This is a genomic window from Geomonas oryzae (assembly GCF_004117875.1).
GTDB lineage: Bacteria > Desulfobacterota > Desulfuromonadia > Geobacterales > Geobacteraceae > Geomonas > Geomonas oryzae.
The window spans coordinates 273,233-298,336 of the sequence record NZ_RAHW01000001.1 but is presented as its reverse complement, the minus strand read 5'-3'; the positions used below and the strand labels follow the sequence as shown (position 1 = coordinate 298,336).

General features: G+C 61.6%; 27 protein-coding genes. 24 read left to right on the top strand and 3 right to left on the bottom strand.

The genetic code is table 11. From position 1 onward, the window contains the following. Positions 1-237 precede the first annotated feature (237 nt). From rho to recQ, 24 genes are all read left to right on the top strand, one after another. Positions 238-1,485: a transcription termination factor Rho gene (gene rho / locus D6Z24_RS01385; protein WP_129124747.1), complete on the top strand. Its 1,248-nt coding sequence runs from the start codon at positions 238-240 to the stop codon at positions 1,483-1,485. A gap of 101 nt (positions 1,486-1,586) precedes the next feature. Then, positions 1,587-1,790, top strand: a complete 204-nt coding sequence (rpmE, locus tag D6Z24_RS01380; protein ID WP_129124746.1) for a 50S ribosomal protein L31 — start codon at positions 1,587-1,589, stop codon at positions 1,788-1,790. 112 nt (positions 1,791-1,902) lie between these two features. After that, a complete protein-coding gene (thyX, locus tag D6Z24_RS01375; RefSeq protein WP_129124745.1) occupies positions 1,903-2,592 on the top strand; it encodes an FAD-dependent thymidylate synthase in 690 nt (229 codons plus the stop codon). A gap of 31 nt (positions 2,593-2,623) precedes the next feature. Beyond that, the gene (locus D6Z24_RS01370; protein WP_129124744.1) at positions 2,624-3,529 is read left to right on the top strand and encodes a DUF1385 domain-containing protein; all 906 of its coding nucleotides are present in this window, start codon (positions 2,624-2,626) and stop codon (positions 3,527-3,529) included. Positions 3,530-3,656: 127 nt separating this feature from the next. Next, positions 3,657-4,730 (top strand): peptide chain release factor 1, encoded by a 1,074-nt coding sequence (gene prfA, locus D6Z24_RS01365; protein WP_129125398.1) that lies wholly within the window; start codon positions 3,657-3,659, stop codon positions 4,728-4,730. A gap of 103 nt (positions 4,731-4,833) precedes the next feature. Further along, positions 4,834-5,688, top strand: coding sequence for a peptide chain release factor N(5)-glutamine methyltransferase (gene prmC, locus D6Z24_RS01360; RefSeq protein WP_129124743.1), 855 nt, complete (start codon positions 4,834-4,836; stop codon positions 5,686-5,688). Positions 5,689-5,753: 65 nt separating this feature from the next. Continuing rightward, positions 5,754-7,019 (top strand): UDP-N-acetylglucosamine 1-carboxyvinyltransferase, encoded by a 1,266-nt coding sequence (gene murA, locus D6Z24_RS01355; RefSeq protein WP_129124742.1) that lies wholly within the window; start codon positions 5,754-5,756, stop codon positions 7,017-7,019. 106 nt (positions 7,020-7,125) lie between these two features. Beyond that, positions 7,126-7,764 carry an ATP phosphoribosyltransferase gene (hisG, locus tag D6Z24_RS01350; protein WP_129124741.1) on the top strand — a complete coding sequence of 213 codons (639 nt, stop codon included), beginning with the start codon at positions 7,126-7,128 and terminating at the stop codon, positions 7,762-7,764. Between the two features lie 10 nt (positions 7,765-7,774). After that, the gene (locus D6Z24_RS21475) at positions 7,775-7,951 is read left to right on the top strand and encodes a hypothetical protein (RefSeq protein WP_162605055.1); all 177 of its coding nucleotides are present in this window, start codon (positions 7,775-7,777) and stop codon (positions 7,949-7,951) included. A gap of 3 nt (positions 7,952-7,954) precedes the next feature. Then, entirely contained in the window at positions 7,955-9,244 is a 1,290-nt protein-coding gene (gene hisD, locus D6Z24_RS01345) for a histidinol dehydrogenase (protein WP_129124740.1), read from the top strand. Positions 9,245-9,287: 43 nt separating this feature from the next. Beyond that, positions 9,288-9,875 carry an imidazoleglycerol-phosphate dehydratase HisB gene (hisB, locus tag D6Z24_RS01340; protein ID WP_129124739.1) on the top strand — a complete coding sequence of 196 codons (588 nt, stop codon included), beginning with the start codon at positions 9,288-9,290 and terminating at the stop codon, positions 9,873-9,875. 12 nt (positions 9,876-9,887) lie between these two features. Next, on the top strand, positions 9,888-10,511 hold the full coding sequence (hisH, locus tag D6Z24_RS01335) for an imidazole glycerol phosphate synthase subunit HisH (protein ID WP_129124738.1): 624 nt from the start codon (positions 9,888-9,890) through the stop codon (positions 10,509-10,511). 209 nt (positions 10,512-10,720) lie between these two features. Beyond that, entirely contained in the window at positions 10,721-11,449 is a 729-nt protein-coding gene (gene hisA, locus D6Z24_RS01330) for a 1-(5-phosphoribosyl)-5-[(5-phosphoribosylamino)methylideneamino]imidazole-4-carboxamide isomerase (RefSeq protein ID WP_129124737.1), read from the top strand. 13 nt (positions 11,450-11,462) lie between these two features. Further along, entirely contained in the window at positions 11,463-12,221 is a 759-nt protein-coding gene (gene hisF / locus D6Z24_RS01325) for an imidazole glycerol phosphate synthase subunit HisF (RefSeq protein WP_129124736.1), read from the top strand. Positions 12,222-12,239: 18 nt separating this feature from the next. Further along, entirely contained in the window at positions 12,240-12,566 is a 327-nt protein-coding gene (locus tag D6Z24_RS01320; RefSeq protein ID WP_129124735.1) for a phosphoribosyl-ATP diphosphatase, read from the top strand. A 131-nt stretch (positions 12,567-12,697) separates the two neighbouring features. Continuing rightward, positions 12,698-12,895, top strand: a complete 198-nt coding sequence (gene rpsU / locus D6Z24_RS01315) for a 30S ribosomal protein S21 (protein WP_011940832.1) — start codon at positions 12,698-12,700, stop codon at positions 12,893-12,895. 9 nt (positions 12,896-12,904) lie between these two features. Continuing rightward, positions 12,905-13,348, top strand: coding sequence for a GatB/YqeY domain-containing protein (locus D6Z24_RS01310; RefSeq protein WP_129124734.1), 444 nt, complete (start codon positions 12,905-12,907; stop codon positions 13,346-13,348). Positions 13,349-13,464: 116 nt separating this feature from the next. Further along, positions 13,465-14,025: a CvpA family protein gene (locus D6Z24_RS01305; RefSeq protein ID WP_129124733.1), complete on the top strand. Its 561-nt coding sequence runs from the start codon at positions 13,465-13,467 to the stop codon at positions 14,023-14,025. A 12-nt stretch (positions 14,026-14,037) separates the two neighbouring features. Next, the gene (gene dnaG, locus D6Z24_RS01300; RefSeq protein WP_129124732.1) at positions 14,038-15,795 is read left to right on the top strand and encodes a DNA primase; all 1,758 of its coding nucleotides are present in this window, start codon (positions 14,038-14,040) and stop codon (positions 15,793-15,795) included. Between the two features lie 52 nt (positions 15,796-15,847). Then, positions 15,848-17,599, top strand: coding sequence for an RNA polymerase sigma factor RpoD (gene rpoD, locus D6Z24_RS01295; protein WP_129124731.1), 1,752 nt, complete (start codon positions 15,848-15,850; stop codon positions 17,597-17,599). Positions 17,600-17,664: 65 nt separating this feature from the next. Then, a complete protein-coding gene (gene queC / locus D6Z24_RS01290; protein ID WP_129124730.1) occupies positions 17,665-18,342 on the top strand; it encodes a 7-cyano-7-deazaguanine synthase QueC in 678 nt (225 codons plus the stop codon). A gap of 175 nt (positions 18,343-18,517) precedes the next feature. Then, entirely contained in the window at positions 18,518-19,327 is an 810-nt protein-coding gene (folE2, locus tag D6Z24_RS01285) for a GTP cyclohydrolase FolE2 (protein WP_129124729.1), read from the top strand. Positions 19,328-19,452: 125 nt separating this feature from the next. Further along, positions 19,453-20,124, top strand: coding sequence for a TIGR04282 family arsenosugar biosynthesis glycosyltransferase (locus D6Z24_RS01280; protein ID WP_129124728.1), 672 nt, complete (start codon positions 19,453-19,455; stop codon positions 20,122-20,124). An 82-nt stretch (positions 20,125-20,206) separates the two neighbouring features. After that, entirely contained in the window at positions 20,207-22,018 is a 1,812-nt protein-coding gene (gene recQ, locus D6Z24_RS01275; protein ID WP_129124727.1) for a DNA helicase RecQ, read from the top strand. 1 nt (position 22,019) lies between these two features. Here the strand turns inward: recQ and ilvA are convergent, their stop codons facing one another. Genes ilvA through D6Z24_RS01260 form a run of 3 tightly spaced genes read right to left on the bottom strand, consistent with a single transcriptional unit; the run spans position 22,020 to position 24,976 of the window. Continuing rightward, the gene (gene ilvA / locus D6Z24_RS01270; protein WP_129124726.1) at positions 22,020-23,228 is read right to left on the bottom strand and encodes a threonine ammonia-lyase; all 1,209 of its coding nucleotides are present in this window, start codon (positions 23,226-23,228) and stop codon (positions 22,020-22,022) included. A 16-nt stretch (positions 23,229-23,244) separates the two neighbouring features. After that, positions 23,245-24,240, bottom strand: coding sequence for a cation diffusion facilitator family transporter (locus D6Z24_RS01265; RefSeq protein ID WP_129124725.1), 996 nt, complete (start codon positions 24,238-24,240; stop codon positions 23,245-23,247). 46 nt (positions 24,241-24,286) lie between these two features. Next, the gene (locus D6Z24_RS01260; RefSeq protein WP_246014530.1) at positions 24,287-24,976 is read right to left on the bottom strand and encodes a hypothetical protein; all 690 of its coding nucleotides are present in this window, start codon (positions 24,974-24,976) and stop codon (positions 24,287-24,289) included. Positions 24,977-25,104: the final 128 nt, after the last annotated feature.

Here is a 25,104-nt window from a genome sequence, read left to right as displayed (position 1 = left end):
TCCATTATCCTCAATAAGACCTTTAGCAGACACCTTATATACCCCAAGCTTTCTCATTCCGAACCGACTCGACACCTCTAGAGTAAACCAGGGTTAATAATTCACAGATCCTTTACACGTTAGCGCTCATCAGGCACACCCCGCATGTACATCCATGCCGTTTCGGTGCGACATTCCCGTGCTTTCCATTCAGGCAAACGCCGCTAGCTCTATATTTGCGCCATATCAGGAGAACAGATGAACCTACAGGAACTTAAAGAAAAGAAAATCAACGATCTCACGGCCATTGCCAAGGCGTTGAACATCGAGGGGGCGTCCAGTCTCAGGAAACAGGACCTGATCTTCGCCATCCTCAACGCCCAGACCGAGAAGAACGGCATGATCTTCGGCGAGGGGGTCCTCGAGACCCTGCCTGACGGGTTCGGCTTCCTGAGGGCGCCGGATTACAACTACCTGCCGGGTCCGGACGACATCTACGTTTCGCCGTCCCAGATCCGCCGCTTCAACCTGCATACCGGCGACACCGTTGCCGGCCAGATCAGGCCGCCCAAGGAAGGCGAGCGCTACTTCGCGCTCCTCAAGGTCGAGACCGTCAACCACGAGTCTCCCGAGGTCGCCCGCGACAAGATCCTCTTCGACAACCTGACCCCGCTCTACCCGGAAGAGAAGCTCATCCTCGAGACCACCCCGGACAACATGTCGAGCCGCGTCATGGAACTGGTCGCGCCGATCGGCAAGGGGCAGAGGGGGCTCATCGTCGCTCCGCCGCGCACCGGCAAGACGATGCTCATCCAGAACATAGCCAACTCGATCGCGCTGAACCACCCCGAGGTGTTCCTGATCGTTCTCCTGATCGACGAGCGCCCGGAAGAGGTTACCGACATGCAGCGCTCCGTTAAGGGCGAGGTCATCTCCTCCACCTTCGACGAGCCGGCCTCCCGTCACATCCAGGTGGCCGAGATGGTCATCGAGAAGGCGAAGCGCCTCGTCGAGCACAAGCGCGACGTCGTCATCCTGCTCGACTCCATCACCCGTCTGGCACGCGCCTACAACACCGTGATCCCGCCGTCCGGCAAGATCCTCTCCGGCGGTGTCGATTCCAACGCACTGCACAAGCCGAAGCGCTTCTTCGGTGCCGCCCGCAACATCGAGGAAGGCGGATCGCTCACCATCATCGCCACCGCCCTGGTCGATACCGGCTCCAAGATGGACGAGGTCATCTTCGAGGAGTTCAAGGGCACCGGCAACATGGAACTCCACCTCGACAGGAAGCTCGTCGAGAAGAGGACCTTCCCCGCCATCGACATCAACAAGTCGGGCACCAGGAAGGAGGAACTCCTCATCCCGCAGGCCTCTCTTAACCGCATCTGGATCCTCAGAAAGGTGCTGCACCCGATGAACGTGGTCGATTCCATGGAGTTCCTGATCTCCAAGCTTCAGGGGACCAAGACCAACCAGGACTTCCTCGATTCCATGAGCAAGTAAAAAACTGTTGAAATTTTGCGGGGGAGGTGCTATTTATGGCTACTTTCCGGCATTACCTATCAAGCTAGATAACGGGGTGCGACCCCGCGAGGAGGAAGATAATGAAAGAAGGGATCCACCCCAAGTACGAAGAAATTACCGTAAAGTGCCTGTGCGGTAACGAGTTCCAGACCCGTTCCACCAAGGCTGAGATCAGCACCGAGATCTGCTCGCAGTGCCATCCGTTCTACACCGGCAAGCAGAAGCTGATCGACACCGCCGGCCGCGTCGAGCGCTTCCGCAAGAGATACAACCTGGAAAAGTAGATGCTTTCGCGTTTGCGAATCCGTTCGGAGGGGATTTTGTCACATGGCGAAATCCCCTTGTTTCGTTTTCTATGACCTGATTGCACAACCTGTTGTCTTTTGAAGGATCTTCATGAAGGTTGCCCTTCTGCAACACACCCCCGAGCCCGAGTTGACCATCGCCTTGGCGGCCCGGCTCTGCTATTCGTCGGCAGATATCGAGGCGCTCAAGGAGAAGCTTTCCGGCGCTGACGTAAAAAAATTCCTGGACAAGATCATGTCGCTTGGGCACCAGTCGGTGCTGGAGCACGCCTCGTTCACCTTCGGCGTGGACGGGATCTCGCGCGTCACCAGCCATCAGCTGGTGCGGCACCGGGTAGCCTCCTTTTCCCAGCAGTCCCAGCGCTACGTTTCCCACAAGGAACGTTTCGCGGTCGTGACCCCCGATTCCATCGCCGGCAACCCCGAGCACCTGAAGCTTTTCGAAGCGCAGGTGGCGGCGGTGCATGCCGCCTATGCCGCGCTGGTTGAGGCGGGCGTTCCGGCGGAGGATGCGCGTTACCTGCTCCCGAACGCGACCGAGACCAAGATCATCATCACCATGAACGCCAGGGAGCTTTTGCACTTCTTCGCGGTGCGCTGCTGCGAGCGGGCCCAGTGGGAGATCCGCGCCATGGCGATCGAGATGCTCCGGCTGGTGAAGCCGGTGGCGCCGACCGTCTTCGAGAAGGCCGGTCCCGGCTGCCTCGGCGGCCCCTGCCCCGAAGGCGCCATGTGCTGCGGCAAGATGGCACAAGTCAGAGAGTTTTTCCGGGAAATGTAGTTTTCCTTCGTTTCAACACACGAGGTAACACGTGTCAAAGATCAACATTGGCGGACAGGCGGTTCTGGAAGGTGTCATGATGCGGGCTCCGCGCTCGCTGGCCATTGCGGTACGGCGCCCTGACGGCGACATCTCGGTCAAGAGCGAGACGGTGATCCCCCTCTCCGAGCGGTTCCCGATCACCAAGCTCCCGATCGTGCGCGGTGCGGTGGCGCTCTTCTCCTCGCTCGCCACCGGCATCAAGGCGCTCAACTTCTCCGCGAACGAGGCGCTTGCCGAGGGCGAAGAGAAGGAAGAGATCAACAACTGGGCCATCGCCGGCACCATGGGTGCTGCCTTCGGCTTCGGCATCCTGCTTTTCTTCATCCTTCCGCTCTACCTCACCAAGCTGCTTGTTCCGGTCATCGGCGACTCGAACATCGTCTTCAACCTGGTGGACGGCGTGATCCGCGTGGCCGTGTTCCTCATCTACATCGTCGGCATATCGAGGATGAAGGACATCCAGCGGGTGTTCCAGTACCACGGCGCCGAGCACAAATCGATCTTCACCTTCGAGGCGGGCGAGGAACTCACCGTCGAGAACGTGCGCAAGTACAGCTGCCTCCACCCGCGTTGCGGCACGAGTTTTCTTCTCATCGTCATGCTGGTGAGCATCGTGGTGTTCTCCCTGATCCCGAAGCTCTGGCCGTTTTATTTCAAGGCCGGGTCGAGGATCATCCTGCTGCCGATGATCGCCGGGCTTTCCTACGAGGTACTCAGGTGGACCGCGAAGCATGACAACCACCCGCTGGTGAAGATGATCATCGCGCCGGGGCTTGCCCTGCAGCGCCTGACCACCCGCGAGCCGGACGACAGCCAGATCGAGGTCGCCATCAAGTCCATGCAGGTGGCGCTCGAGCTGAACGGCGGCCACAAGGACGACCGGCTGGTCGTGTAAATTAATAAAACACGTTCTATGTTCTACGTTCTACGTTCTACGTTAAGAGCACTGCCGTCTGCGGTTTGCTTTCAACGTAGAACGTAGAACATAGAACGTAGAACCTTTTTTGAGGTTTTAGATGTCCATCTTTGACAAAATCGCAGATCTTGAAGTCCGCTTCGGGGAACTTGAATCGCTCCTGTCCGATCCCGAGGTGCTGGCGAACCAGACCGAGTTCAGAAAGCTCTCCAAGGAGCACTCCGGCCTCGCCGAGCTGATCACCGCCTACCGCGAATACAAGAAGGTCCTTGCCGACATCGAAGGGAACAAGGAGCTCCTGAAAGAGCCGGACCAGGAGATGCGCGAGATGGCGCAGGCCGAGCTGGAGAGCCTTGAGGAGCGCCGCGAGACGCTGGAAGGCGAGATCAAGGTCCTGCTGCTTCCGAAAGACCCCAACGACGACAAGAGCGTCGTTCTCGAGATCCGCGCCGGTACCGGCGGTGACGAGTCCGCCCTCTTCGCCGGCGACCTTTTCCGCATGTACAGCCGCTTTGCCGAGGTGAACCGCTGGAAGGTCGAGATCATCTCCGCCTCCGAATCCGAGCGCGGAGGCTTCAAGGAGGTCATCGCGCTCGTCGAGGGTGACGGCGTCTTCGCGAGGTTGAAGTACGAGTCCGGCACGCACCGTGTGCAGCGCGTTCCCGAGACCGAGGCGCAGGGGCGCATCCACACGAGCGCCTGCACCGTCGCGGTCATGCCCGAGGCCGAAGACATCGACATCGAAATCAACCCTGCCGACCTGAAGATCGACGTGTACCGCTCCTCCGGGGCAGGTGGCCAGCACGTCAACACCACCGACTCCGCGGTCAGGATCACCCACCTCCCGACCGGCACCGTCGTGGCCTGCCAGGAAGAGCGCAGCCAGATCAAGAACCGTGCGAAGGCCATGAAGGTATTGAAGTCCAGGATCCTGGACAACATCGTGATGGAGCAGAACGCCAAGTTGGCCGCCGACAGGAAGAGCCAGGTAGGCAGCGGCGACCGCAGCGAGCGCATCAGGACCTACAACTTCCCGCAGGGGCGCATGACCGATCACCGCATCGGGCTCACCCTCTACCGTCTTGACTCGATCATGGCCGGTGACATCGCCGAGATTGCCGATGCCCTGCGTGCCCACTACCAGATGGAAGCCCTGCAAGCGCAGAGCGAAGGCATGTAGCAACGTCGTCGAAGGCTCCGTGAGCCGCCGGCTTGCCAAGCCCCTGGTTTATCAGGTCCACCGTGTCCATCGGGTCCACAAGGCCCACAACAAGCAGGTTGCCATGACCACCACCCCCGAAAAATGGGATGTCCTCAAGGTTCTCAACTGGACCAAAGGGTACCTTGCCGAAAAAGGCGTTGAGAACCCGCGCCTTGAAGCGGAGTGGATGCTCTGCGATGCGCTGTCCCTGGACCGGGTCGGCCTTTACCTCAACTTCGACAAGCCCCTGTCCGACGCCGAACTTGCCGCCTACCGCGGCATGGTGGCGCGGCGCGGCAAGCGCGAGCCTCTACAGTACATCCTCGGGACCCAGGAGTTCATGGGCCTCGAGTTCCGCGTCACCCCGGCGGTGCTGATCCCGCGTCACGACACCGAAGTCCTGGTAACCGAGGCCGCCAAGCGCGGCGGCGCCGCCAAGAGCATCCTCGACATCGGCACCGGGAGCGGCTGCGTCGCCGTGGCGCTCGCGAAAGCGTTGCCGCAATGCGAAGTGAGCAGCGTCGACGTCTCCGGCGAGGCCCTTACCGTCGCCCGTGGCAACGCCGAGGCCAACGGCGCCGCGGTGCAATTTTTTGAGGGCTCCCTGTTTGAACCGTTTGCCGGACGCCGCTTCGACATGGTAGTATCCAACCCGCCTTACATCCCCAACCATGAAATGGCGACATTGCAGCCCGAAGTGCGCGGCTTCGAACCGGCCGGAGCGCTGGACGGAGGGGCCGACGGCCTCGACTTCTACCGCAGCATCGTCGGCGCAGCTCCCGAGTACTTGAACGCCGGAGGCTGGCTTATCTTCGAGGTAGGCGCCGGCCAGGCCCCGCAGGTTCTTGGCCTGCTGAAGACAGGCGGCTTTACCGAGGAGACTTTCACGCAGACCGATCCCGCCGGCATCGAGCGGGTCGTCGGCGGCAGGCTGTGAGGGGATTAGACATTTCCATCCGCCCCAAGGGGCGCTGAACAAAAGAAAAGAGTACAGAGGTAACAGTGGAAAAACTGGTAATCAAAGGTGGCAACAAACTCTCCGGAGAAGTGACCGTCAGCGGGTCGAAGAACGCCGCCCTCCCCATATTCATCTCGACCATTCTGGCACCCGGGTGCCACACCATCAGCAACGTCCCCTTCCTTAGGGACATCAACACCACGATCAAGGTGCTCGAGAAACTGGGTGCCAAGGTCGACGGCCGCGGCAACGTCGTGAAGATCGACACCACCGACCTGAACAGCTGGGAGGCGACCTACGACCTGGTGCGCACCATGCGCGCCTCCGTCCTGGTGCTAGGCCCGCTCCTCGCCCGTTTCGGCCAGGCCCGCGTGTCGCTGCCCGGCGGCTGCGCCATCGGCGCCCGTCCGATCAACCTGCACCTGAAGGGTCTCGCCGCGCTTGGCGCCGAGATCACCCTTGAGCACGGCTACGTCGAAGCGAAGGCCAAGAAGCTCAAAGGCGCCCGCATCAACTTCGACATCTCCACCGTCGGCGGCACCGAACAACTCCTCATGGCCGCCGCCACCGCGCAGGGGGAAACGATCCTGGAGAATGCCGCGCGCGAGCCGGAGATCGTCGACCTGGCCGACATCCTCATAAAGATGGGCGCCGACATCGAAGGCGCCGGTACCGACACCATCCGGATCAAGGGTGTCGAGCAGTTGACCGCCGCCGAGCACGCCGTGATGCCGGACCGCATCGAGGCCGGGACCTTCATGATCGCCTCGGCCATCACCGGCGGCGACATCAAGATCAAGAACATGCGCCTGGAACACCTGGACGCCCTGACCTTCAAGCTGCAGGACGCCGGCGTCGAGATCACCAACAAGGACAACCTGGTCCGCGTCAAAGGGCCCAAGAAGATCAGGAACGTCAACATCAAGACCCGTCCGTACCCGGGCTTCCCGACCGACATGCAGGCCCAGTTCATGGCGCTCATGTGCATCGCCGAAGGCGCCAGCGTGATCTCCGAGAACATCTTCGAGAACCGCTTCATGCACGTTTCCGAGCTGCTGCGTTTCGGTGCCGACATCATCTGCGAGGGGAACAGCGCCACCGTGAAAGGCGTGAAGAAGCTCTCCGGCGCGCCCGTCATGGCGACCGATCTGAGGGCCTCCGCCTCGTTGATTCTGGCCGCCCTTGCCGCCGACAACACCAGCGAGATCTCGAGGATCTACCATCTGGACCGCGGTTACGAGAACATCGAGAAGAAGCTTGCCGGTCTCGGTGCCGACATCGTCCGCGTTCAGGACACCGAAGGCCCGTAGTTGGGCAGTGGAGGGCTGAGCCCCCGTTCGCCCCGCCGGTCCATTTGGTCCATCTGGTCCACCAGACCGCTGCCGTAAAATGCCATGCTCCACCGGAGTTTTTAAAATGACCGATTACGTCACCATAGCCATCCCCAAAGGCCGCATCCTTCAGGACTCCGTTGCCCTCTTCAAGAAGATCGGCATCGACTGCGAAGAGCTTCTCTCCGACACCCGCAAACTCGTCTTCGTGAACCATGAGCAGAAGATGCGTTACATGATCGTGCGCGCGACCGACGTCCCCACCTACGTCGAGTACGGCTGCGCCGACCTCGGCATCGTCGGCAAGGACACGCTGATGGAGGCGGAGAAGGACCTGTACGAACCGCTCGACCTGAAGTTCGGCTACTGCCGCCTGATGGTCGCCGAGCCGGTCGAGCTTTCAAGCAAGGACGATCCCGCCGCCTGGAACAACATCAGGATCGCCACCAAGTACCCCAACGTCACCGAGAAGTATTTTGCGGCGAAGGGTGTGCAGGTCGAGCTGATCAAGCTCTACGGCTCCATCGAGCTGGCCCCGCTGGTCGGGCTTTCCGAGCGCATCGTCGACCTCGTTTCCACCGGAGAGACGCTGAAGCAAAACGGCCTGGCTGAGATCGAGACCATCGCCGAGATCACCTGCCGCTTGATCGTCAACCGGGCGAGCCTCAAGACCAAGCACGAGCGGATCTCCAAGATCATCGAGGGGCTTGAGCAGCACATATAAGAGGTGCTGATTGACGAAAGCTATCGATGATGCGTTGCTGGATTTCTACCAGCAACTCCTCAAGCCGGAGTTTGATGCCATAAGGGCTACGCTGGATGAGCATCGCGACAAACTTGACGAAATATGTCGGCTGATGGAAAAGGCTGAGCAGCGCTTCAATTACAATGATATTAATCGCGAGGTTTAAACGATGCAGTTCCTCGACATTAGGGAAGCAGGTTTTCAGGCGAAGTTCGACGCCATCATCGAGCGCGGCGAAGAGTCGGGCCGCGAGGTGGAAGAGGTGGTGCTCGGCATCATCTCGGATGTGCGCAAGCGCGGCGACGATGCGCTCCTCGAGTACACGCATCGTTTCGACCGCCTTGAGTGCGACGCCGCCGGTCTGGAGATCACCGAAGCCGATTTCGAAAAGGCCTTCGCCCAGGTGGACGAAAGGGACCTCGCGGCTCTGAAACTCGCCGTCGAGCGCGTCGCCCGCTTCCACGAGAAACAAAAGCAGCAGACCTGGCTCTCCACCGAAGAAGCCGACATCATGCTGGGGCAAAAGGTGACACCGCTCGCCAAGGTCGGCATCTACGTCCCGGGCGGCAAGGCCTGCTACCCCTCCAGCGTCATCATGAACGCAGTCCCCGCGAAAGTCGCCGGTGTCGGCGAGATCGTCATGGTCGTCCCGACTCCGGGGGGCGAAACGAACCCGCACGTCCTGGTGGCCGCGAAACTCTCCGGCGTCGACCGCGTCTTCCGCATCGGCGGCGCTCAGGCCGTCGCGGCCCTCGCCTACGGCACCGCCACCGTCCCCAGGGTCGACAAGATCACCGGTCCGGGCAACATCTACGTCGCCACCGCGAAGAAGCTCGTATTCGGCCAGGTCGGCATCGACATGATCGCGGGCCCGAGCGAGATCCTCGTCATCAACGACGGCAGCGGCAACCCGGTCCACATCGCCGCCGACCTCCTCTCCCAGGCCGAGCACGACGAACTCGCCTCCTCGGTCCTTATCACCACCGACCGCTCCTTCGGCGAGAAGGTGGCCGCCGAGGTGGAGCGCCAGTTGAAGGAACTCTCCCGCGAGGCGATCGCCCGCAAGTCCTGGGAGTCCTTCGGCGTCATCATCGTGGCAGGGAACCTCGAGGAGGCCGTCGCCTTCTCCAACCGCATCGCTCCCGAGCACCTGGAACTCGCCGTTGAGAACCCCTTCGAGGTGATGCCGCTCATCACCAACGCAGGCGCCATCTTCATGGGGCACTACACCCCCGAGGCCTCCGGCGACTACCTTGCCGGGCCGAACCACACCCTCCCCACCGGCGGCACCGCGCGCTTCTTCTCGCCCCTTTCCGTGGACGACTTCGTGAAGAAAAGCTCCCTCATCTACTTCACCAAGGGAGGCCTGCAGCGGGTCGGTGAGGACGTGGTCAGGATCGCCAAGCTCGAGGGCCTCGACGCCCACGGCAGGTCGGTCAGCTTGAGGCTTCAGGACTGATTTTCAATTCATTGCAGCTTTGACATTCATGCAAGGAGGCGGCATGGCTAGATCGGCAAGTATCGAACGGATCACCAGGGAGACCCAGATCAAGCTCTCCCTCGAAATCGACGGCAAGGGTGAGGCGCAGGTCTGCACCTCCGTCCCCTTCCTGGATCACATGCTGGACCTCTTCGCCCGGCACGGCCTCTTCAACCTGAAGGTCGAAGCCCACGGCGACATCGACATCGATTTCCACCACACCGTCGAGGACATCGGCATCGTGCTCGGCAGCGCCTTCAAGGAGGCACTGGGCGACAAGTGCGGCATCCGCCGTTACGGCCAGGCAACCGTGCCGATGGACGAGACTTTGGCGAGCGTCGCCACCGACCTTTCCGGCCGTCCCTACCTGGTCTACAACGTCGATCTCCCCAAGGTGAAGATCGGTGACTTCGACGTCGAGCTGGTGCGCGAGTTCTTCCAGGCGTTCGTGAACCACTGCGGCGCGAACCTCCACCTGAACGTGATGTACGGCGACAACGTGCACCACATCGTCGAGGCCTGCTTCAAGGCCGCCGCCCGCGCCCTCGATATGGCCACCCAGATGGACCCCCGCATCGAAGGGGTCATGTCCACGAAAGGCAAGCTTTAAGGAAGGAACGAGATGATCGCGATCATAGATTACGGCATGGGGAATCTCCGCTCCGTGCAGAAAGGTTTCGAGAAGGTCGGCTGCGAGGCCGTGGTCACCTCCGATCCCAAGGTGCTCCTCGACGCCGAGCGCGTCGTGCTCCCGGGTGTGGGCGCGTTCCGTGACTGCATCAGGAACCTGGAGGAAGGTGGCTTTGTCGAGCCGATCCTCAAGGTCATCAAGGAAGGAAAGCCCTTCCTCGGCATCTGCCTGGGGCTTCAGCTTCTCTTCACCGAGAGCGAAGAGTTCGGCATCCACAAGGGGCTGAACGTCATCCCCGGCAAGGTGCTCCGCTTCCCGGAAGGGATGCAGGAGGCCGGCGAGGAGCTGAAGGTGCCGCACATGGGTTGGAACCAGCTCGACGTCAAGCGTCCTTCCCCGCTCTTCAACGGGATCGACAGCGGCTCCAACGTCTACTTCGTGCACTCCTACTACGTGAAGCCCGAGGACGAGAGCGTCGTCGCGGCGACCACCAATTACGGCATCGACTTCTGCGCCGCCATCTGGCGCGACAACGTAGTCGCGGCCCAGTTCCACCCGGAGAAGTCCCAGGAGAAGGGGCTCGCGATGCTGAAGAACTTCGCGCAGATGAAGTAGGCATCTTGCAGCTGGAGAACCTGTCTCCCCTCGCCCTCCGGGAGAGGGGCGGGGGTGAGGGCGCTGTAATCTTCAACCGTCTCGCTTCGTAGCGACGCCCTCACCAGCCTTCGCAGCCCCAAGCTACGGCCGGCAGGCCCGGCCTCCGGCCACCCTCCCCCGGAGGGGGAGGGAGTGGGGGGATACTGAAATATCGATGAGGAATTGAAATGATCATTATTCCGGCAATAGATCTGAAGAACGGCTGCTGCGTGCGTCTCGAGCAGGGGCTGATGGAGAAGGACACCGTTTTCAACGACGATCCGGGTGCTCAGGCGGCCGAGTGGCAGCGCCAGGGCGGAGAGATCCTCCACATCGTCGACCTCGACGGCGCCTTCGCCGGCGAGCCGAAGAACCGCTCCGCCATCGAGTCCATCGTGAAATCCGTCACCATCCCGACCCAGTTGGGCGGCGGCATCCGCGACATAGCCACCATCGAAGCCTATCTTTCCCTCGGCATCGGCCGGGTCATCATCGGCACCGCCGCGCAGCGCAACCCCGCCTTCGTGAAGGAGGCCTGCGCCAAGTTCCCCGGCAAGATCGTCGTCGGCATCGACGCCAAGAACGGCATGGTCGCTGTGCAGGGGTGGGCCGAGGTTACCGGCATCACCGCGACCGAGCTCGCGAAACAGTTCGAAGGGGACGGCGTCTCCGCCATCATCTACACCGACATCAGCCGCGACGGCATGATGCAGGGGCCGAACATCGAGGCGACCAAGGCACTGGCAGAAGCGATCAACATCCCGGTGATAGCCTCCGGCGGGCTCTCCTCGCTGAAGGACATTGAAAACCTCATCTCCATCGAGTCTTCCGGCGTTACCGGTGTCATCACCGGCAAGGCCATCTATTCCGGCGCCATCAACCTCGCCGAAGCGATCGCGCTGACCAAAAAGCGGTAATCCGGAGTTTCAGATGCTGACAAAGAGAATCATCCCCTGCCTGGACGTGAAGGGGGGACGGGTAGTGAAAGGGGTCCAGTTCCTCGGTCTGCGTGACGCGGGTGACCCGGTGGAGATCGCCGAGCTTTACGACCAGCAGGGCGCCGACGAACTCACCTTCCTCGACATCACCGCTTCCTCGGACGAGCGCGACATCATCATCGACGTGGTGCGCCGCACCGCGGAGCGCGTCTTCATGCCGCTCACCGTCGGCGGCGGGGTCCGCACCGTTGACGATATCCGGCGTCTTCTGAACGCCGGGGCCGACAAGGTCTCCATCAACACGGCCGCGGTACATCGTCCCGAGTTCGTGAACGAGGCGGCTGAGAAGTTCGGCTCGCAGTGCACTGTGGTCGCCATCGACGCGCGCGCAAAGGCGAACGGCGGCTGGGAGGTTTACACCCACGGCGGCCGGAACCCGACCGGCATCGACGCGGTCGAGTGGGCGCAGCGCATGGAAGAACTCGGCGCGGGGGAGATCCTGCTCACCAGCATGGACCGCGACGGCACCAAGGACGGCTACGACCTGCCGCTGACCCGCGCAGTGGTCGATGCGGTCAGCATCCCGGTGATCGCATCCGGCGGCGTCGGCGGGCTGTCCCATCTCTACGACGGCTTCACCCAAGCCGGTGCCAGTGCCTGTCTCGCAGCCTCCATCTTCCACTACCGCGAGTACACCATCGAAGAGGCGAAGACCTACCTCCGCGGCCGCGGCGTCCCGGTAAGGCTCTAGATTCCACAGGAGTAAACAATGGAACACCCCAAAGACGACATCATCGCCGCGGTCTACCGCGTGATCCAGGAGCGCAAGGCCAACCCGAGCGAGAACTCCTATACGGCCAGCCTCATGGCCAAGGGGATCGACAAGATCCTCAAGAAGGTGGGTGAGGAAGCTACCGAGGTGGTCATCGCCGGCAAGGGTGGCAAGCGCGAGGAGATCGTCTACGAGACCGCCGACCTTATCTTCCACAGCCTCGTCCTCCTCGGCTTCTATGACATAGATCCGGAAGAGGTGTACTCAGAGCTGAGACGCCGCTTCGGCATGTCCGGCATAGAAGAGAAGAACTCCCGCGGATAACCTGTTCCACTCTGGCACAATTGCCTTGACAAAAAAGACGGCAATGGTATATTGCTGGTTCCTTGAATATTGTCTGCCGGCCCGTACCCACAAAGTTTGTAAATCTTGCTAGAGAAGGGGGGGGAATATGAATGCCGGGAGTAAAGGTAAAAGAAGCTGAACCGTTTGAGCTTGCACTGAAGAAATTCAAAAAGCAGTGTGAAAAAGCCGGGATCCTTTCTGAGGTCCGTAAAAGAGAGCACTACGAGAAGCCGAGCATCAAGAAGAAGAAAAAGGCTATCGCTGCTCGCAAACGCGCTCTGAAAAAACAGCGCAAGATGGTCGACTAAGAGGGTTTCATGCAACTGAGGGAGAGACTTAACGCGGAACTGAAGGAGGCGATGAAAAGTCGCGACACCCTGCGTTTATCAACGATCCGCATGGTACTCTCCTCGGTGAAAAACCGCGACATCGAACTCAGGCGTGAACTGAACGATAGCGAGATCACCGAAACCATCGTTACCCTCTGCAAGCAGCGCAGGGAATCCATCCGACTCTTTAAGGAAGCAGGCAGGCAGGAGTTGGTGGATAAAGAGGAAGCGGAGCTCGCGCTCCTTATGGGCTACCTCCCCCAGCAGCTGACACGGGAAGAGCTGGAAGCCCTGGTGATGAAAGTCATCGCGGAAGTCGGCGCTACCGGCGGCAAGGATATGGGCAAGGTCATGAAGACCATCCAGCCCCAGGTCGCCGGCCGTGCAGATGGTAAATTGGTGAGCGAAGTTGTGAAGGAAAAACTCGCGTGATTGAATTCCCCGGGACTCGCTCCCGGGGAGCTTCAGCGGGTTCGGGTGTCATGAGTAGGGGCGAATCGCAGCGATTCCCCCTTCTTTTGCTTTGTGGCTGCTGACCAGGTGTTTGCATGATCCTTCTCGACATCCTTATCTGGGTTGTACTGATTTTCTTCGTGGCAAAGGGATTTTCCAAGGGGCTGGTCCGTGAGGCCTGCTCTCTCTTGGGACTCGTCACGGGCGGCTGGGCCGCCTTCCGATACTATTCCTCTCTCAGTCTGGGGATCAGGCATTTCATCAACCTCCCTCCTCAGGTAGCGCAGCCGCTGGCGTTCCTCCTCATCTTCATGCTGCTCGGCATGCTCTTCTATTTCCTCGGGCATCTGCTAACCGTCGTCCTCAAGGTCATGCTTTTGGGCGGGATCAACCGGGCCGGCGGCATCGTGTTCGGCTTCTTGCAGGGAGGCTTCATCCTCTGCGTGATCCTGTACCTCGCAACGACGAAGCCGATGCCGGATAAGGTGAAGGGGTGGATAGGAAGCTCGAAGACCGCGGCCGCCTTTGCCACGACGGGAGCGGATATAGCGGCAGGCTGGGAAGGTGCCGTGGCGAGAAACAGCACGGAGAAGGCAAAGGAAAACGGCAGCGCCACACCCGGGACGCAGGTCTCGCACGGAGCGCATAAGAAATAAGGACCCACAGCAGTGTCGATGATACCGGACGACAAGGTCAGAGAGGTACGCGAGAGGGCTCCCATCCTCCAGGTCGTCTCCGACTACATGAGCCTCAAGAAGTCCGGGGCGAATTACCAGGGGGTCTGTCCCTTCCACGGCGAGAAGACCGCGTCGTTCAACGTGAACCCGGCGCGCGGCATCTTCCATTGCTTTGGTTGCGGCGTGGGCGGAAACGCCTTCGACTTCGTCATGCGCATCGAGGGACTTTCCTTCCCGCAGGCGGTCAAGTTCCTCGCAAAGAGGGTCGGCGTCGAGATTCCGGAGCGTCCCCTCACCCGGGAAGAGAAGCGCAAGGTTGACGAGCAGGAGCAGGCCTACCGGATCAACGAACTGGCCTGCGAGTTTTACCGCGGCGTGCTGGAATCGGACGAGGCGGGTGCCGCCGGAAGGGCCTACCTCCAGAAGCGCGGTGTTACTCCGGAAATCGCGGCCGTGTACCGCATGGGGTTCGCGCCGGCCGGGTGGGACAGCCTCACGCGCTACCTGCAGAGAAAGGGTATACCCGCTGCGGAGGCGGAGAAGCTGGGACTACTGAGGAAGCGGGAAGGGAAGGACGGCTATTACGACACCTTCAGAAACCGTCTCCTCTTCACCATAGCCGATCTGCACGGACGCCCGATCGGTTTCGGGGGGAGGGTCATGGACGACTCGCTCCCCAAGTACATCAACTCGCCCGAATCCATCGTCTACCGCAAAAGCGAGGTCCTCTTCGGGGTCGACCTGGCCAAGAAGGGGATGCGGGAAAAGGGGAGCGCCATCGTCGTCGAGGGGTATTTCGACCACCTGGCGCTGTACAAGGCGGGGTTCACCAACGCGGTCGCCACCTGCGGCACCGCGCTGACCCAGCCGCACGTGAAGCTTTTGCGCCGCTACGCCGACCGCACCTTCATGCTCTTTGACGGCGACGAGGCCGGGCGCAAGGCGACGGTCCGCTCCATGGAGCTCTTCCTGGAGGAGGCGTTCCCGGCACGGGTGGTCGAGGTCCCCTCGGGAGACGACCCGGACACCTTCATCAACCGCGAAGGGGGCGAGGCGTTCCAGCCGCTTTTGGACAAGGCGCTTCCCATCTTCGAGTCGTTCTACAAGGGGCTTTTGAAGCGCCTGGACGTGAGAAGCGTGGAGGGGAAGGTCGCCTTCGTGAACGAGGTCTCGCCCAGGCTGCAAAAGATCGTCGATCCGGTGGAGCGCGGGCTCTACGAGAAGGAGATCTGCCGGGCCTTAGGCATCGACCGCGCCATGCTGCTGCAGAAGGTCGGCATACCGGCACGGCCGGCACCGCGTCCCCAGCCGCAAAAGGGGGCGCCGCAGAAAACCGGCACCGAAGAGGTGCTTTTGACCCTGATGGCGAAGTACCCCGAAGTAGTGTCAAAAGTTCGGGAGCACGGCGCCGATAAGCTCTTCAGCGCAAGCCACCTAAAGCTCGCCGAGGCCATAGTGGCGCAGCCGGAGGACGGGGAACTCGATCTTCCCCTGTTGTTGGAACAGATCGAATCGCACGAGGAAAGAAGCCGTCTCTACTCACTGTTCGTGGAGGACGCGCACCTTGAGGACCTTGACCCGGTCAAGGCCTTCGAGCAGTGCCGCCAGGCTCTGGAACGGAGGGCGCTCAAGGGAGACGGCAAGGCCCTGGCGAGGGAACTTGCCACGGTCGATCCGGATTCTCCGCGCTACCTGGAAATCCTGGCTGAACTTGAGCGGTTGCGTAATAAAAAATCGAAATTACTATAGTATGATTCAAGCGGTAGCGGAGCTTGGTTCAAGCTGTAGCGGAGCGTGGTAAATGGCCAAGAAAAGCATGGATGAAGTGAAGCAGCTCATCGACCTGGGCAAGGAAAAAGGTTTCCTCACCTATGAGGAAGTGAACGACCTGCTTCCGCCCGACATCGTCTCTTCCGACCAGATCGACGACGTCATGAGCATGTTCGGCGATATGGACATCGAGATCGTGGACTCCGCCCAGAAGGTGAAGATCCCGAAGATCAAGATGGACCTCGAGGAAGAGGAAGAGCACGAAGGTAACGAAGAGGAAGTCGAGTTCGAGCCCGGCACCCTCGGCCGCACCAGCGATCCGGTGCGCATGTACCTGCGCGAGATGGGGTCCGTTTCCCTGCTTACCCGCGAGGGCGAAGTCGAGATCGCCAAGAGGATCGAAGTCGGCGAGCGCGACGTCGCGAGCGTCATCCTGAACACCCCCATCACCGTGCGCGAGGTAATCAACCTTGGCGAGCGGCTGCGCAAGCTGCAGATCGGCGCCATCGAGATCTCCAAGGACGTCGAGGAAGAGGTTCTCGAAGAGGGTGAAGAGGATCTCCAGGCTCTGCGTGTGCTCGGCATCATCGACGAGATCAGCGAGATGTCCCAGCGCATGGAGCAGATCCAGACCACGCTCGAGGGTAAGGTTTCCGCCAAGGAGAGCGAGGCGCTCAACGCCGAGCACGGCGAGCTGAAGGTCAAGATGGCCGAGACCCTCAAGTCGCTGCGCCTGAAGGACCGCCACATCGAGAAGATCGCCCAGCGCCTGAAGGAGCTTTCCTGCAAGGTCGACACCGTGATGCAGGAGATCACCGAGCTCGAGAAAGAGACCAGCACCGTCAAGGACGTCTTCCTTGCCGCTTTCGAGGGGCTTAAGGGGGCTTCCGAGGCCGACTTCTCCAAGAAGATGAACATGACGCTGGAGGAGGGGCAGAAGCTCGAGAAGCGCTACCGCTCCAGCGAGGCGAAGCTCAAGAAGATCGAGCAGGAGTCGGGCTTCAAGGCGAGCGAGCTTGCCAACGCGCTCCTCGCCATCGAGGAAGGGGAGCACAAGGCGAAACTCGCGAAGAGCGAGCTCGTCGAGGCGAACCTCCGTCTGGTCGTCTCCATCGCCAAGAAGTACACGAACCGCGGTCTGCAGTTCCTCGACCTGATCCAGGAAGGGAACATCGGCCTTATGAAGGCGGTGGACAAGTTCGAATACCAGCGCGGCTACAAGTTCTCCACCTACGCCACCTGGTGGATCCGTCAGGCCATCACCCGCGCCATCGCGGACCAGGCCCGCACCATCCGTATCCCGGTGCACATGATCGAGACCATCAACAAGCTGATCCGCACCAGCCGTCAGCTGGTCCAGGAAATCGGCCGCGAGCCCTCCCCGGAGGAGATCGCCGAGCGCATGGCGCTGCCGCTGGACAAGGTGAGAAAGGTCCTGAAGATCGCCAAGGAGCCGATCTCCCTGGAGACCCCGATCGGCGAGGAGGAGGATTCCCATCTTGGCGACTTCATCGAGGACAAGGGTGTGGTATCCCCCCTCGAGGCGGTCATCAAGGCGAACCTTTCCGAGCAGACCTCCCGCGTGCTCTCCACCCTGACGCCGCGTGAGGAGAAGGTCCTCAGGATGCGTTTCGGGATCGGCGAGAAGAGCGACCACACCCTGGAAGAGGTGGGCCAGGACTTCGAAGTCACCCGCGAGAGGATCCGGCAGATCGAGGCCAAGGCGCTCAGGAAGCTCAGGCACCCGAGCCGGGCGAAGAAGCTGAAGAGCTTCGTGGAGTAGTCGACAAGGCCGCACCGGAATCGCCGGCGCGGCCTTTTTCTTTGCAAAGAACACCGAGGTACGTGATGAAGAAAAAAGCGGTAATCCTTTACAGCGGCGGGCTTGACTCGACGACCTGCATGGCCATCGCCAAGCACCAGGGCTTCGAGCCCTACGCCATGAGCTTCAGCTACGGTCAGCGCCACCAGCATGAGCTGGCGGTATGCAAGCAGAACGCGCGCCCCATGGGGGCCGTCGACCACATGCTGGTCGAGTTCGACCTGAGGATGATGGGCGGCAGCGCCCTCACCTCCGACATCGCGGTCCCGAAGGAAGGGGTGGGTGAGGAGATCCCGGTCACCTACGTGCCGGCGCGTAACACCATTTTCCTCTCCTTCGCACTCGGCTGGGCCGAGACGCTGGGCGCCTTCGACATCTTCATCGGCGTGAATGCGCTCGACTACTCGGGCTACCCCGACTGCCGCCCGGAGTACATCGCGGCCTACGAGGCGATGGCGAACCTGGCGACCAAGGCGGGCGTTGAAGGGAAGAAGATGACCATCCACACCCCTCTCATCAGCCTCAGCAAGGCGGAGATCATCAGGACCGGGCTCACCCTGGGCGTTGATTACGGCAAGACCCATTCCTGCTACGATCCGGCCGAGGACGGCGCCTCCTGCGGCCTGTGCGATTCCTGCCGCCTGCGCCTGAAAGGTTTCGCCGAACTGGGCGTCACCGATCCGCTCCGTTACGTGAAGCGGTAATCCCACACCTGCAACTTCCCTCTTCTCCCTGAAAGTTTCCCCTCCCTTGACGGGAGGGGGCAGGGGGTGGGTGAAGTTGCCATCGGCGGCGCGGTCCGCAGCTACCCCCACCCCCTAACCCCCTCCCGCAAGGGGAGGGGGGACAGAAATGAGTAGCAAGCCTGAGGAAAGAGGCATGAGCAAAGTGACCGATCAGAACAAAGAAGCGAAACCACTCACCGACGTACAGCTGACCCGCGACACCCGCAACATCCCGATCAGCAAGGTCGGCGTGAAGGACGTCTCCTATCCCATCGTGGTGATGGACAAGAACAAGAAGTTCCAGAACACCATCGCCCGCATCAACATGTACGTCGACCTGCCGCACCACTTCAAGGGAACCCACATGAGCCGTTTCGTGGAGATCCTGAACAAGTACCGGGAGGAGATCGCCCTCGACAAGTTGGAGCTCATCCTCGCCACCATGAAGGAGAAACTCGGCGCATCGAACGCGCACCTCGAGATGGAGTTCCCCTACTTCGTAGAGAAAAAGGCGCCGGTGTCCAAGGCGAAGAGCCTCATGGAATACACCTGCACCTTCAGCGCCTCCCTTTCCGACAAGTTCGACTTCGTGCTCGGCATCAAGGTTCCGGTCACCTCGCTTTGCCCCTGCAGCAAGGAACTCTCCAGTTACGGCGCCCACAACCAGCGCTCCATCATGACCGTGCAGGTGCGCTACAGCGAGTTCATCTGGATCGAGGACCTGATCGAGATGATCGAGGAGTGCGGTTCATCGCCGGTTTACTCCCTGTTGAAACGGGAGGACGAGAAGTTCGTCACCGAGCGGGCCTACGAGAACCCGCGCTTCGTCGAGGACATGGTGCGCGAGGCGACGGTGCGCCTGCTATCTATGGAAAATATCACGTGGTTTTCCGTGGAGGCCGAAAACTTCGAGTCGATCCACAAGCACTCCGCCTACGCAGCCATCGAGCGCGACAAGCGGTAATACCCGGCGGTCAAGTCAACGGCTTGACGTGACGTGCTGTGGATAACTTTGTTGATAAGCCGGAAAACTGTGGACAACCCTAGCTTTTAATCCTTCATTTAACCTGCTTAAGGTTCGCCCATCTAATGAAACGCGCGCTCGCCATCTTTGCCAAAACTCCGCTACCCGGAAGGGTGAAGACCCGCCTGTCTCCGGCCCTGTCGCCGCAGCAGGCCGCCGACCTTTACCGCTGCATGCTCCTGGACACCCTGGAGCGGGTGGCGGCGCTTGACGCCGACAAGATCCTCTTCCACGACGGGGCAGCCGAGTTCTTCAGTGAGACGACGCCGGGGGTGTCATTGGTCGCCCAGGCAGGGGGCGGTCTCGGCACGAGGCTTGAGCACGCCTTGGACACGCTCCGGATCATGGGGTACGGGCCTTGCGTGGTGATCGGCACCGATGCACCCGACCTGCCCGTCGCTTACATCGAGGATGCCTTCAGGACGCTGGAGCAGGGGAGTGACGCGGTGTTCGGTCCGGCGGGGGACGGCGGTTACTACCTGGTCGGCTTGCGGGAAGGGTACGGTTCCCTGTTTCGGGACATCCCCTGGTCCACCGAGAAGGTGCTTGAGCAGAGCCTCGTACAGGCGAAGTGCTCCGGGTTCTCCACTCGCCTGCTTCCACCCTGGCACGACCTGGACTGCTACGAGGACCTGCTGCGCCCGGACCTCATGGACCCGGCGAACGGGGCCGCGAGGACCCAGTCCTTCATCGCCGGACTCGACCTCGCCCTCCCGCCGGCCGCCGGAGCCTTCTGACCGGCGACGGGTTGACAAGGTCCCCATACCTGTTTTCATCTATGCGGCCGGTAAAACTTCCCTGCCTGCAAAAGGCTTGACCATGCCCCTCTCCCCCATACAGATCCTCAACGATATCTTCGGCTACAAGGCCTTTCGTCCCCGGCAGCAGGAGGTCGTGGAGACGGTCATCTCCGGCAGGGATGCCTTCGTGCTCATGCCGACCGGTGGCGGCAAGTCGCTTTGCTACCAGGTCCCGGCCCTCTGCCTCCCCGGCACCGCCCTCATCGTCTCGCCTCTGATCTCCCTTATGAAGGACCAGGTCGACGCGTTGCGGGAAAACGGCATCGCCGCCGCCTGTTACAACTCCGCACTGGGCGAGGCCGAGGCGCGCCGCGTCCTGGCCGAGTTGCACGCGGGGGAGCTGAAGCTCCTCTACGTAGCGCCCGAACGTCTTCTCTCCGACGGCTTCATCGACCGCATCAAGAGCCTCGACATCTCCCTCTTCGCCATCGACGAGGCGCACTGCGTCTCCCAGTGGGGGCACGACTTCCGGCCCGAGTACGCCCAGCTCGGCATGCTGCGCGAGATCTTCCCGCACATCCCGATGGTAGCGCTCACCGCGACCGCCGACGCGCAGACCCGTGGCGACATCATCTCGCGCCTGGGGCTGAAGGATGCCGAGTGCTTCTTCACCGGCTTTGATCGCCCGAACATCCGCTACACCGTCGTCGAGAAGAACAAGCCCTTCAACCAGTTGATGGGGTTTCTCGCCAGCCGCAAGGATGAGGCGGGGATCGTCTACGCCCTGTCGAGGAAACGTGTCGAGGAGGTGGCGAGGAAGCTGTGCGAGGCCGGTGTCAAGGCCGCGGCATACCACGCGGGGCTGCCGGACCGGGAGCGCCACGAGGTCCAGGAGGCGTTTCTGCGCGACGACTACAAGGTCGTGGTGGCGACCGTAGCCTTCGGGATGGGGATCGACAAGTCCAACGTCCGCTTCGTGGTGCACTACGACATGCCCAAGAGCATCGAGAGTTACTACCAGGAGACCGGCCGTGCCGGGCGCGACGGGCTTCCCGCCGACGCGCTCCTGCTCTTTGGCTACGGCGACATCGCGGTCGCCCGCGGGTTGATCGGCAACGGCAACAACGAGGAGCAGAACCGGATCGAGCTGCACAAGCTGAACTGCATGGTGGGATTCGCCGAGGCGCAGACCTGCCGTCGCCGCGTCCTCTTGGGCTACTTCGGTGACAAGCTGGAGCACGACTGCGGCAACTGCGACATCTGCGAGAGTCCGCCCCAGCGCTTCGACGCCACCGAGGACGCGCAAAAGGCCCTTTCCTGCGTCTACCGGGTGGGGCAGCGTTTCGGCATGGGGCACGTCATCGACGTGCTGCGCGGCTCGCAGAACCAGAGGATCCTGGAGCTGAAGCACGACCACCTTTCCACCTTCGGAATAGGGAAGCACCATGCACAGGATGTCTGGGGGAGCCTGCTGCGGCAGCTGATACACCTGGGATACCTGGAGCAGGACCTGGCGAATTTTTCGGTGCTGAAGTTGACGGAAGCGGCGCGTCCCCTGTTGCGCGGTGAGGTCAGGCTCGAGCTGGCGAAGCCCAGGGACACGAGGGTGGTGGAGAAGAAGAGCGCGGCGAAGAAGCCGAGCTACGACGGCGCACTCTTCCAGGAGTTGCGGGAGCTGCGCAAGCACATCGCGGACGAGCAGCAGGTGCCCCCCTACGTCGTCTTCCCCGATGCGACCCTTGCCGAGATGGCGGCGCAGATGCCCAAGGACAAGTGGGAGCTCTTGAAGATAACCGGCGTGGGGCAGCACAAGCTGGCGCGCTACGGCGATGCGTTTTTAAGGGTGATAAAGGAGCACGGAGAGCAGGAGGAGCCGCCAGCCGAGGGATGAGTTACCTCATCACCTCGATCTGGTACCCGCACTTACCGAGGTGCCTGACCACCTCCTGGATGTGCTCGGCGCCGCGCGTCTCCAACTCAACCAGCACCTCGGTCCTCCCGATCGGGAGCGACTCGGAGCGCCGGTCGTGGGTGATGATGGAGATGTTGGCCCGCGCCTCGGCGATTTCCGTGGCGAGCCGCGCCAGGGCACCCGGCACGTCGTCCAGCTCCACCTTCAGCTTCAGGTAGCGCCCCGCCGCCAGAAGGCCGCGCTCGACCACCACGGCGATGGTCTTTACGTCGATGTTCCCGCCCGAAAGCAGCGCCACCGTCTTCCCGGAAAGCTTCTTCACCTTCCCGTTTAAAAGTGCAGCAAGGCCCACCGCACCCGCTCCCTCCACCATCAGCTTGTTACGTTCCATGAGCGACACGATGGCGAGGGCGATCTCTTCCTCGTCCACCAGCACGATCTCGTCGACGTACTCCTGCACCACGGGAAAGGTCTCGCTCCCCGCCGTCTTCACCGCGATGCCGTCGGCAAGACTCGCCCTGATCGGTATGGTGACGACTTCGCCCGCCTTCACGGCGTGACGCATCGAAGGGGCCGCGGCCGATTCGACGCCGATCACCCTGACATGGGGATGCGTCTCCTTGATGGCACGGGCGATCCCCGCGATCAGGCCGCCCCCCCCGATCGGTACCAGCACGTTCGCCACGTCAGGTATCTCCTCGAGGATCTCGAGGGCGATGGTCCCCTGGCCCGCCATGACGAGCGGGTCGTTGAAGGGGTGCACGAAGAGAGCCCCGGTCTGCTGTGCCTGCCTCAGTGCCGCGGCGCACGCCTCGTCGAAGTTCTTCCCCTCCAGCACGACCTCCGCACCGTAATCGCGGGTGGCGAAGACCTTCTGGGGCGGCGTGCTCTCCGGCATGTAGACGACCGCCTTCACGCCGAGCAGGTCCGCGGAAAAGGCGACTCCCTGGGCGTGGTTGCCCGCCGAGGCGGTGATGACGCCGCCGGAGAGGGCCTCGCGCGGCTGTGCCGTCATGAAGTTGAGCGCGCCGCGGATCTTGAAGGCGCCGGTGCGCTGCAGGTTTTCGCATTTGAAATAGAGGGGGAAGCCGAGCCGCTCGCTGAAGTGGTGGGCGTGGATCAGTTCCGTGCGACGCACCCTTTTCTTGAGCCGCTGGGCCGCGTCGAGGATCAATTCGTAATCAAGCATCTAGTCTACCGTCCAATCAATGTGTATGGTCGTGATGGTGCCCCGAGCAGCTGCCGTGCGGATGCTGGTGCGGGTGCGCATGGGCGTGTGCCACCGCGGAGGCGCGCGGCCGGTGCCGGAACTGCTTCATGCTTTGCGCTTCGGCGCAGCGGGTGTTCTCCAGTTGCAGCGTGGTGTGGGAGATGTGGAAGTGTTGGAAGAGCTTCTCCTCGATCTTCTCGATGATCCTGCCATGCTCCCCCAGGGATGTCTCCGGCACCACCACGTGGGCGGAAAGTGCGATGATGTGCGAGCAGATGGTCCAGATGTTCAGGTGATGCACCTCCTCGACCCCCTCGACCTCGCCGATGGCGAAAGCCACCTGCTTCACGTCGATCCCGCGCGGCACCCCTTCAAGGAGGATGTGCACCGATTCCCGCATCACGCGCCACGAACCCCAGAAGATGATGAAGCCGATCCCCATGGAGATGATCGCGTCGAGCAGGTACCAGTTGGTGAAGTACATGACGATGCCGCCGACGATGACGCCGACGGAGGCCGCGGCGTCGCCTATCACATGCAAAAACGCGCTGTGCACGTTGAGATCGTCGTGGGAATGCGAGTGAAGCGCGCTGGCGGAGAGCAGGTTCGCTATCAGGCCTACCGCGGCGATGATAAGCATCTCCAGGCTCTTCACCGCCTCGGGGCGCATGAAACGGTCAAACGCCTCGTAGCAGATGATGCCGGCGATGATGAAGACGGTGCTGCCGTTGATGAAGGAGGCGAAGACCTCGGTGCGGTGCCAGCCGAAGGTACGGGTGTCGCTCGCCGGGTAGGATGCGAGCTTGATGGCGCCCAGGGAGAGGAGCAGGGCGAACAGATCGAGGAACACGTGCGCCGCGTCGGATATGAGTGCGAGCGAGTTGGTCCAGATGCCTCCGACCAGTTCCGCCACCAGGGTCAGCGAGGTGAGGACTATGGCGTACTTGAAGCGTCCGGTGATGCTCTGGTCTAGATGGGCGTCGGCGTGCATGGTGTACCCCGGCGGGAGGGGCTTTGGCCCCTCCCGGGTGCAGTAGTTAGAAACTAAGGGCTCCCTTCAGCGAGTAGATGGGGCGCTCCTGGTATTCGACCTCGGCGGTGATGCCGAGAAGCGGGAACGGAGTGAGCTTTAAGCCGCCGAAGATGCGCGGCTGGAAAACATTTTCCGTGCCGAGCGGGGCCCCCGCGGTGGCCGCCATGGCCTTCAGGTCACCCTTTGCCTCGCTGTTCACCCATACCCCGCCCACGCCTGCGTACGGAGTGAGGAACAGGAACCCTTTGCTGATGGAGGCGTCGATCCCCGTGGTCTGCAGGTCGAGGTCGCTGACGCCGGAAAGCCTGGTGTAGGTGGCGCGTACGCCGAGCGCCGGCGTCGCGGCGGTCCCTTCCAGAATCGCCTTGCTCACCTCCACGCCCCAGAGCTTGATGTTGGAGTCGGGAACGTAAGAGTACATGGCGCCGACGTCGATGCCGAAGGGAAGCCCCTTCCTCGCGCGCAGTTTCGGAATCACGAGGTACGACGGTGCATCGTTGCCGAAGGCTGCTTCCCAGTAACCGCTGCCGCTGATGTCGATGGCCGAAACCTCTATCCCGGCATCGAAACCGGTGATGCCGAGCGGTTCCGCAGGTGCGGTATTGCGGTAGGAGAGGGCGGCACCCGCCTCCTTGGTAAGGTCCTTGAAAGCTTTCTGGGAGATGGCCCTGGAGAAGTTTATATCTCTGGCCATGGCCTGGGTACCCCCGAAAATGGACAAGGATAATGCAAGTAAAGCTACGATTTTTTTCACGATTCGCCTCCTTTTCATTATACGGAACAATGCCCTGAATCTTAACAGAGCTGACTATTCGGGTCAAT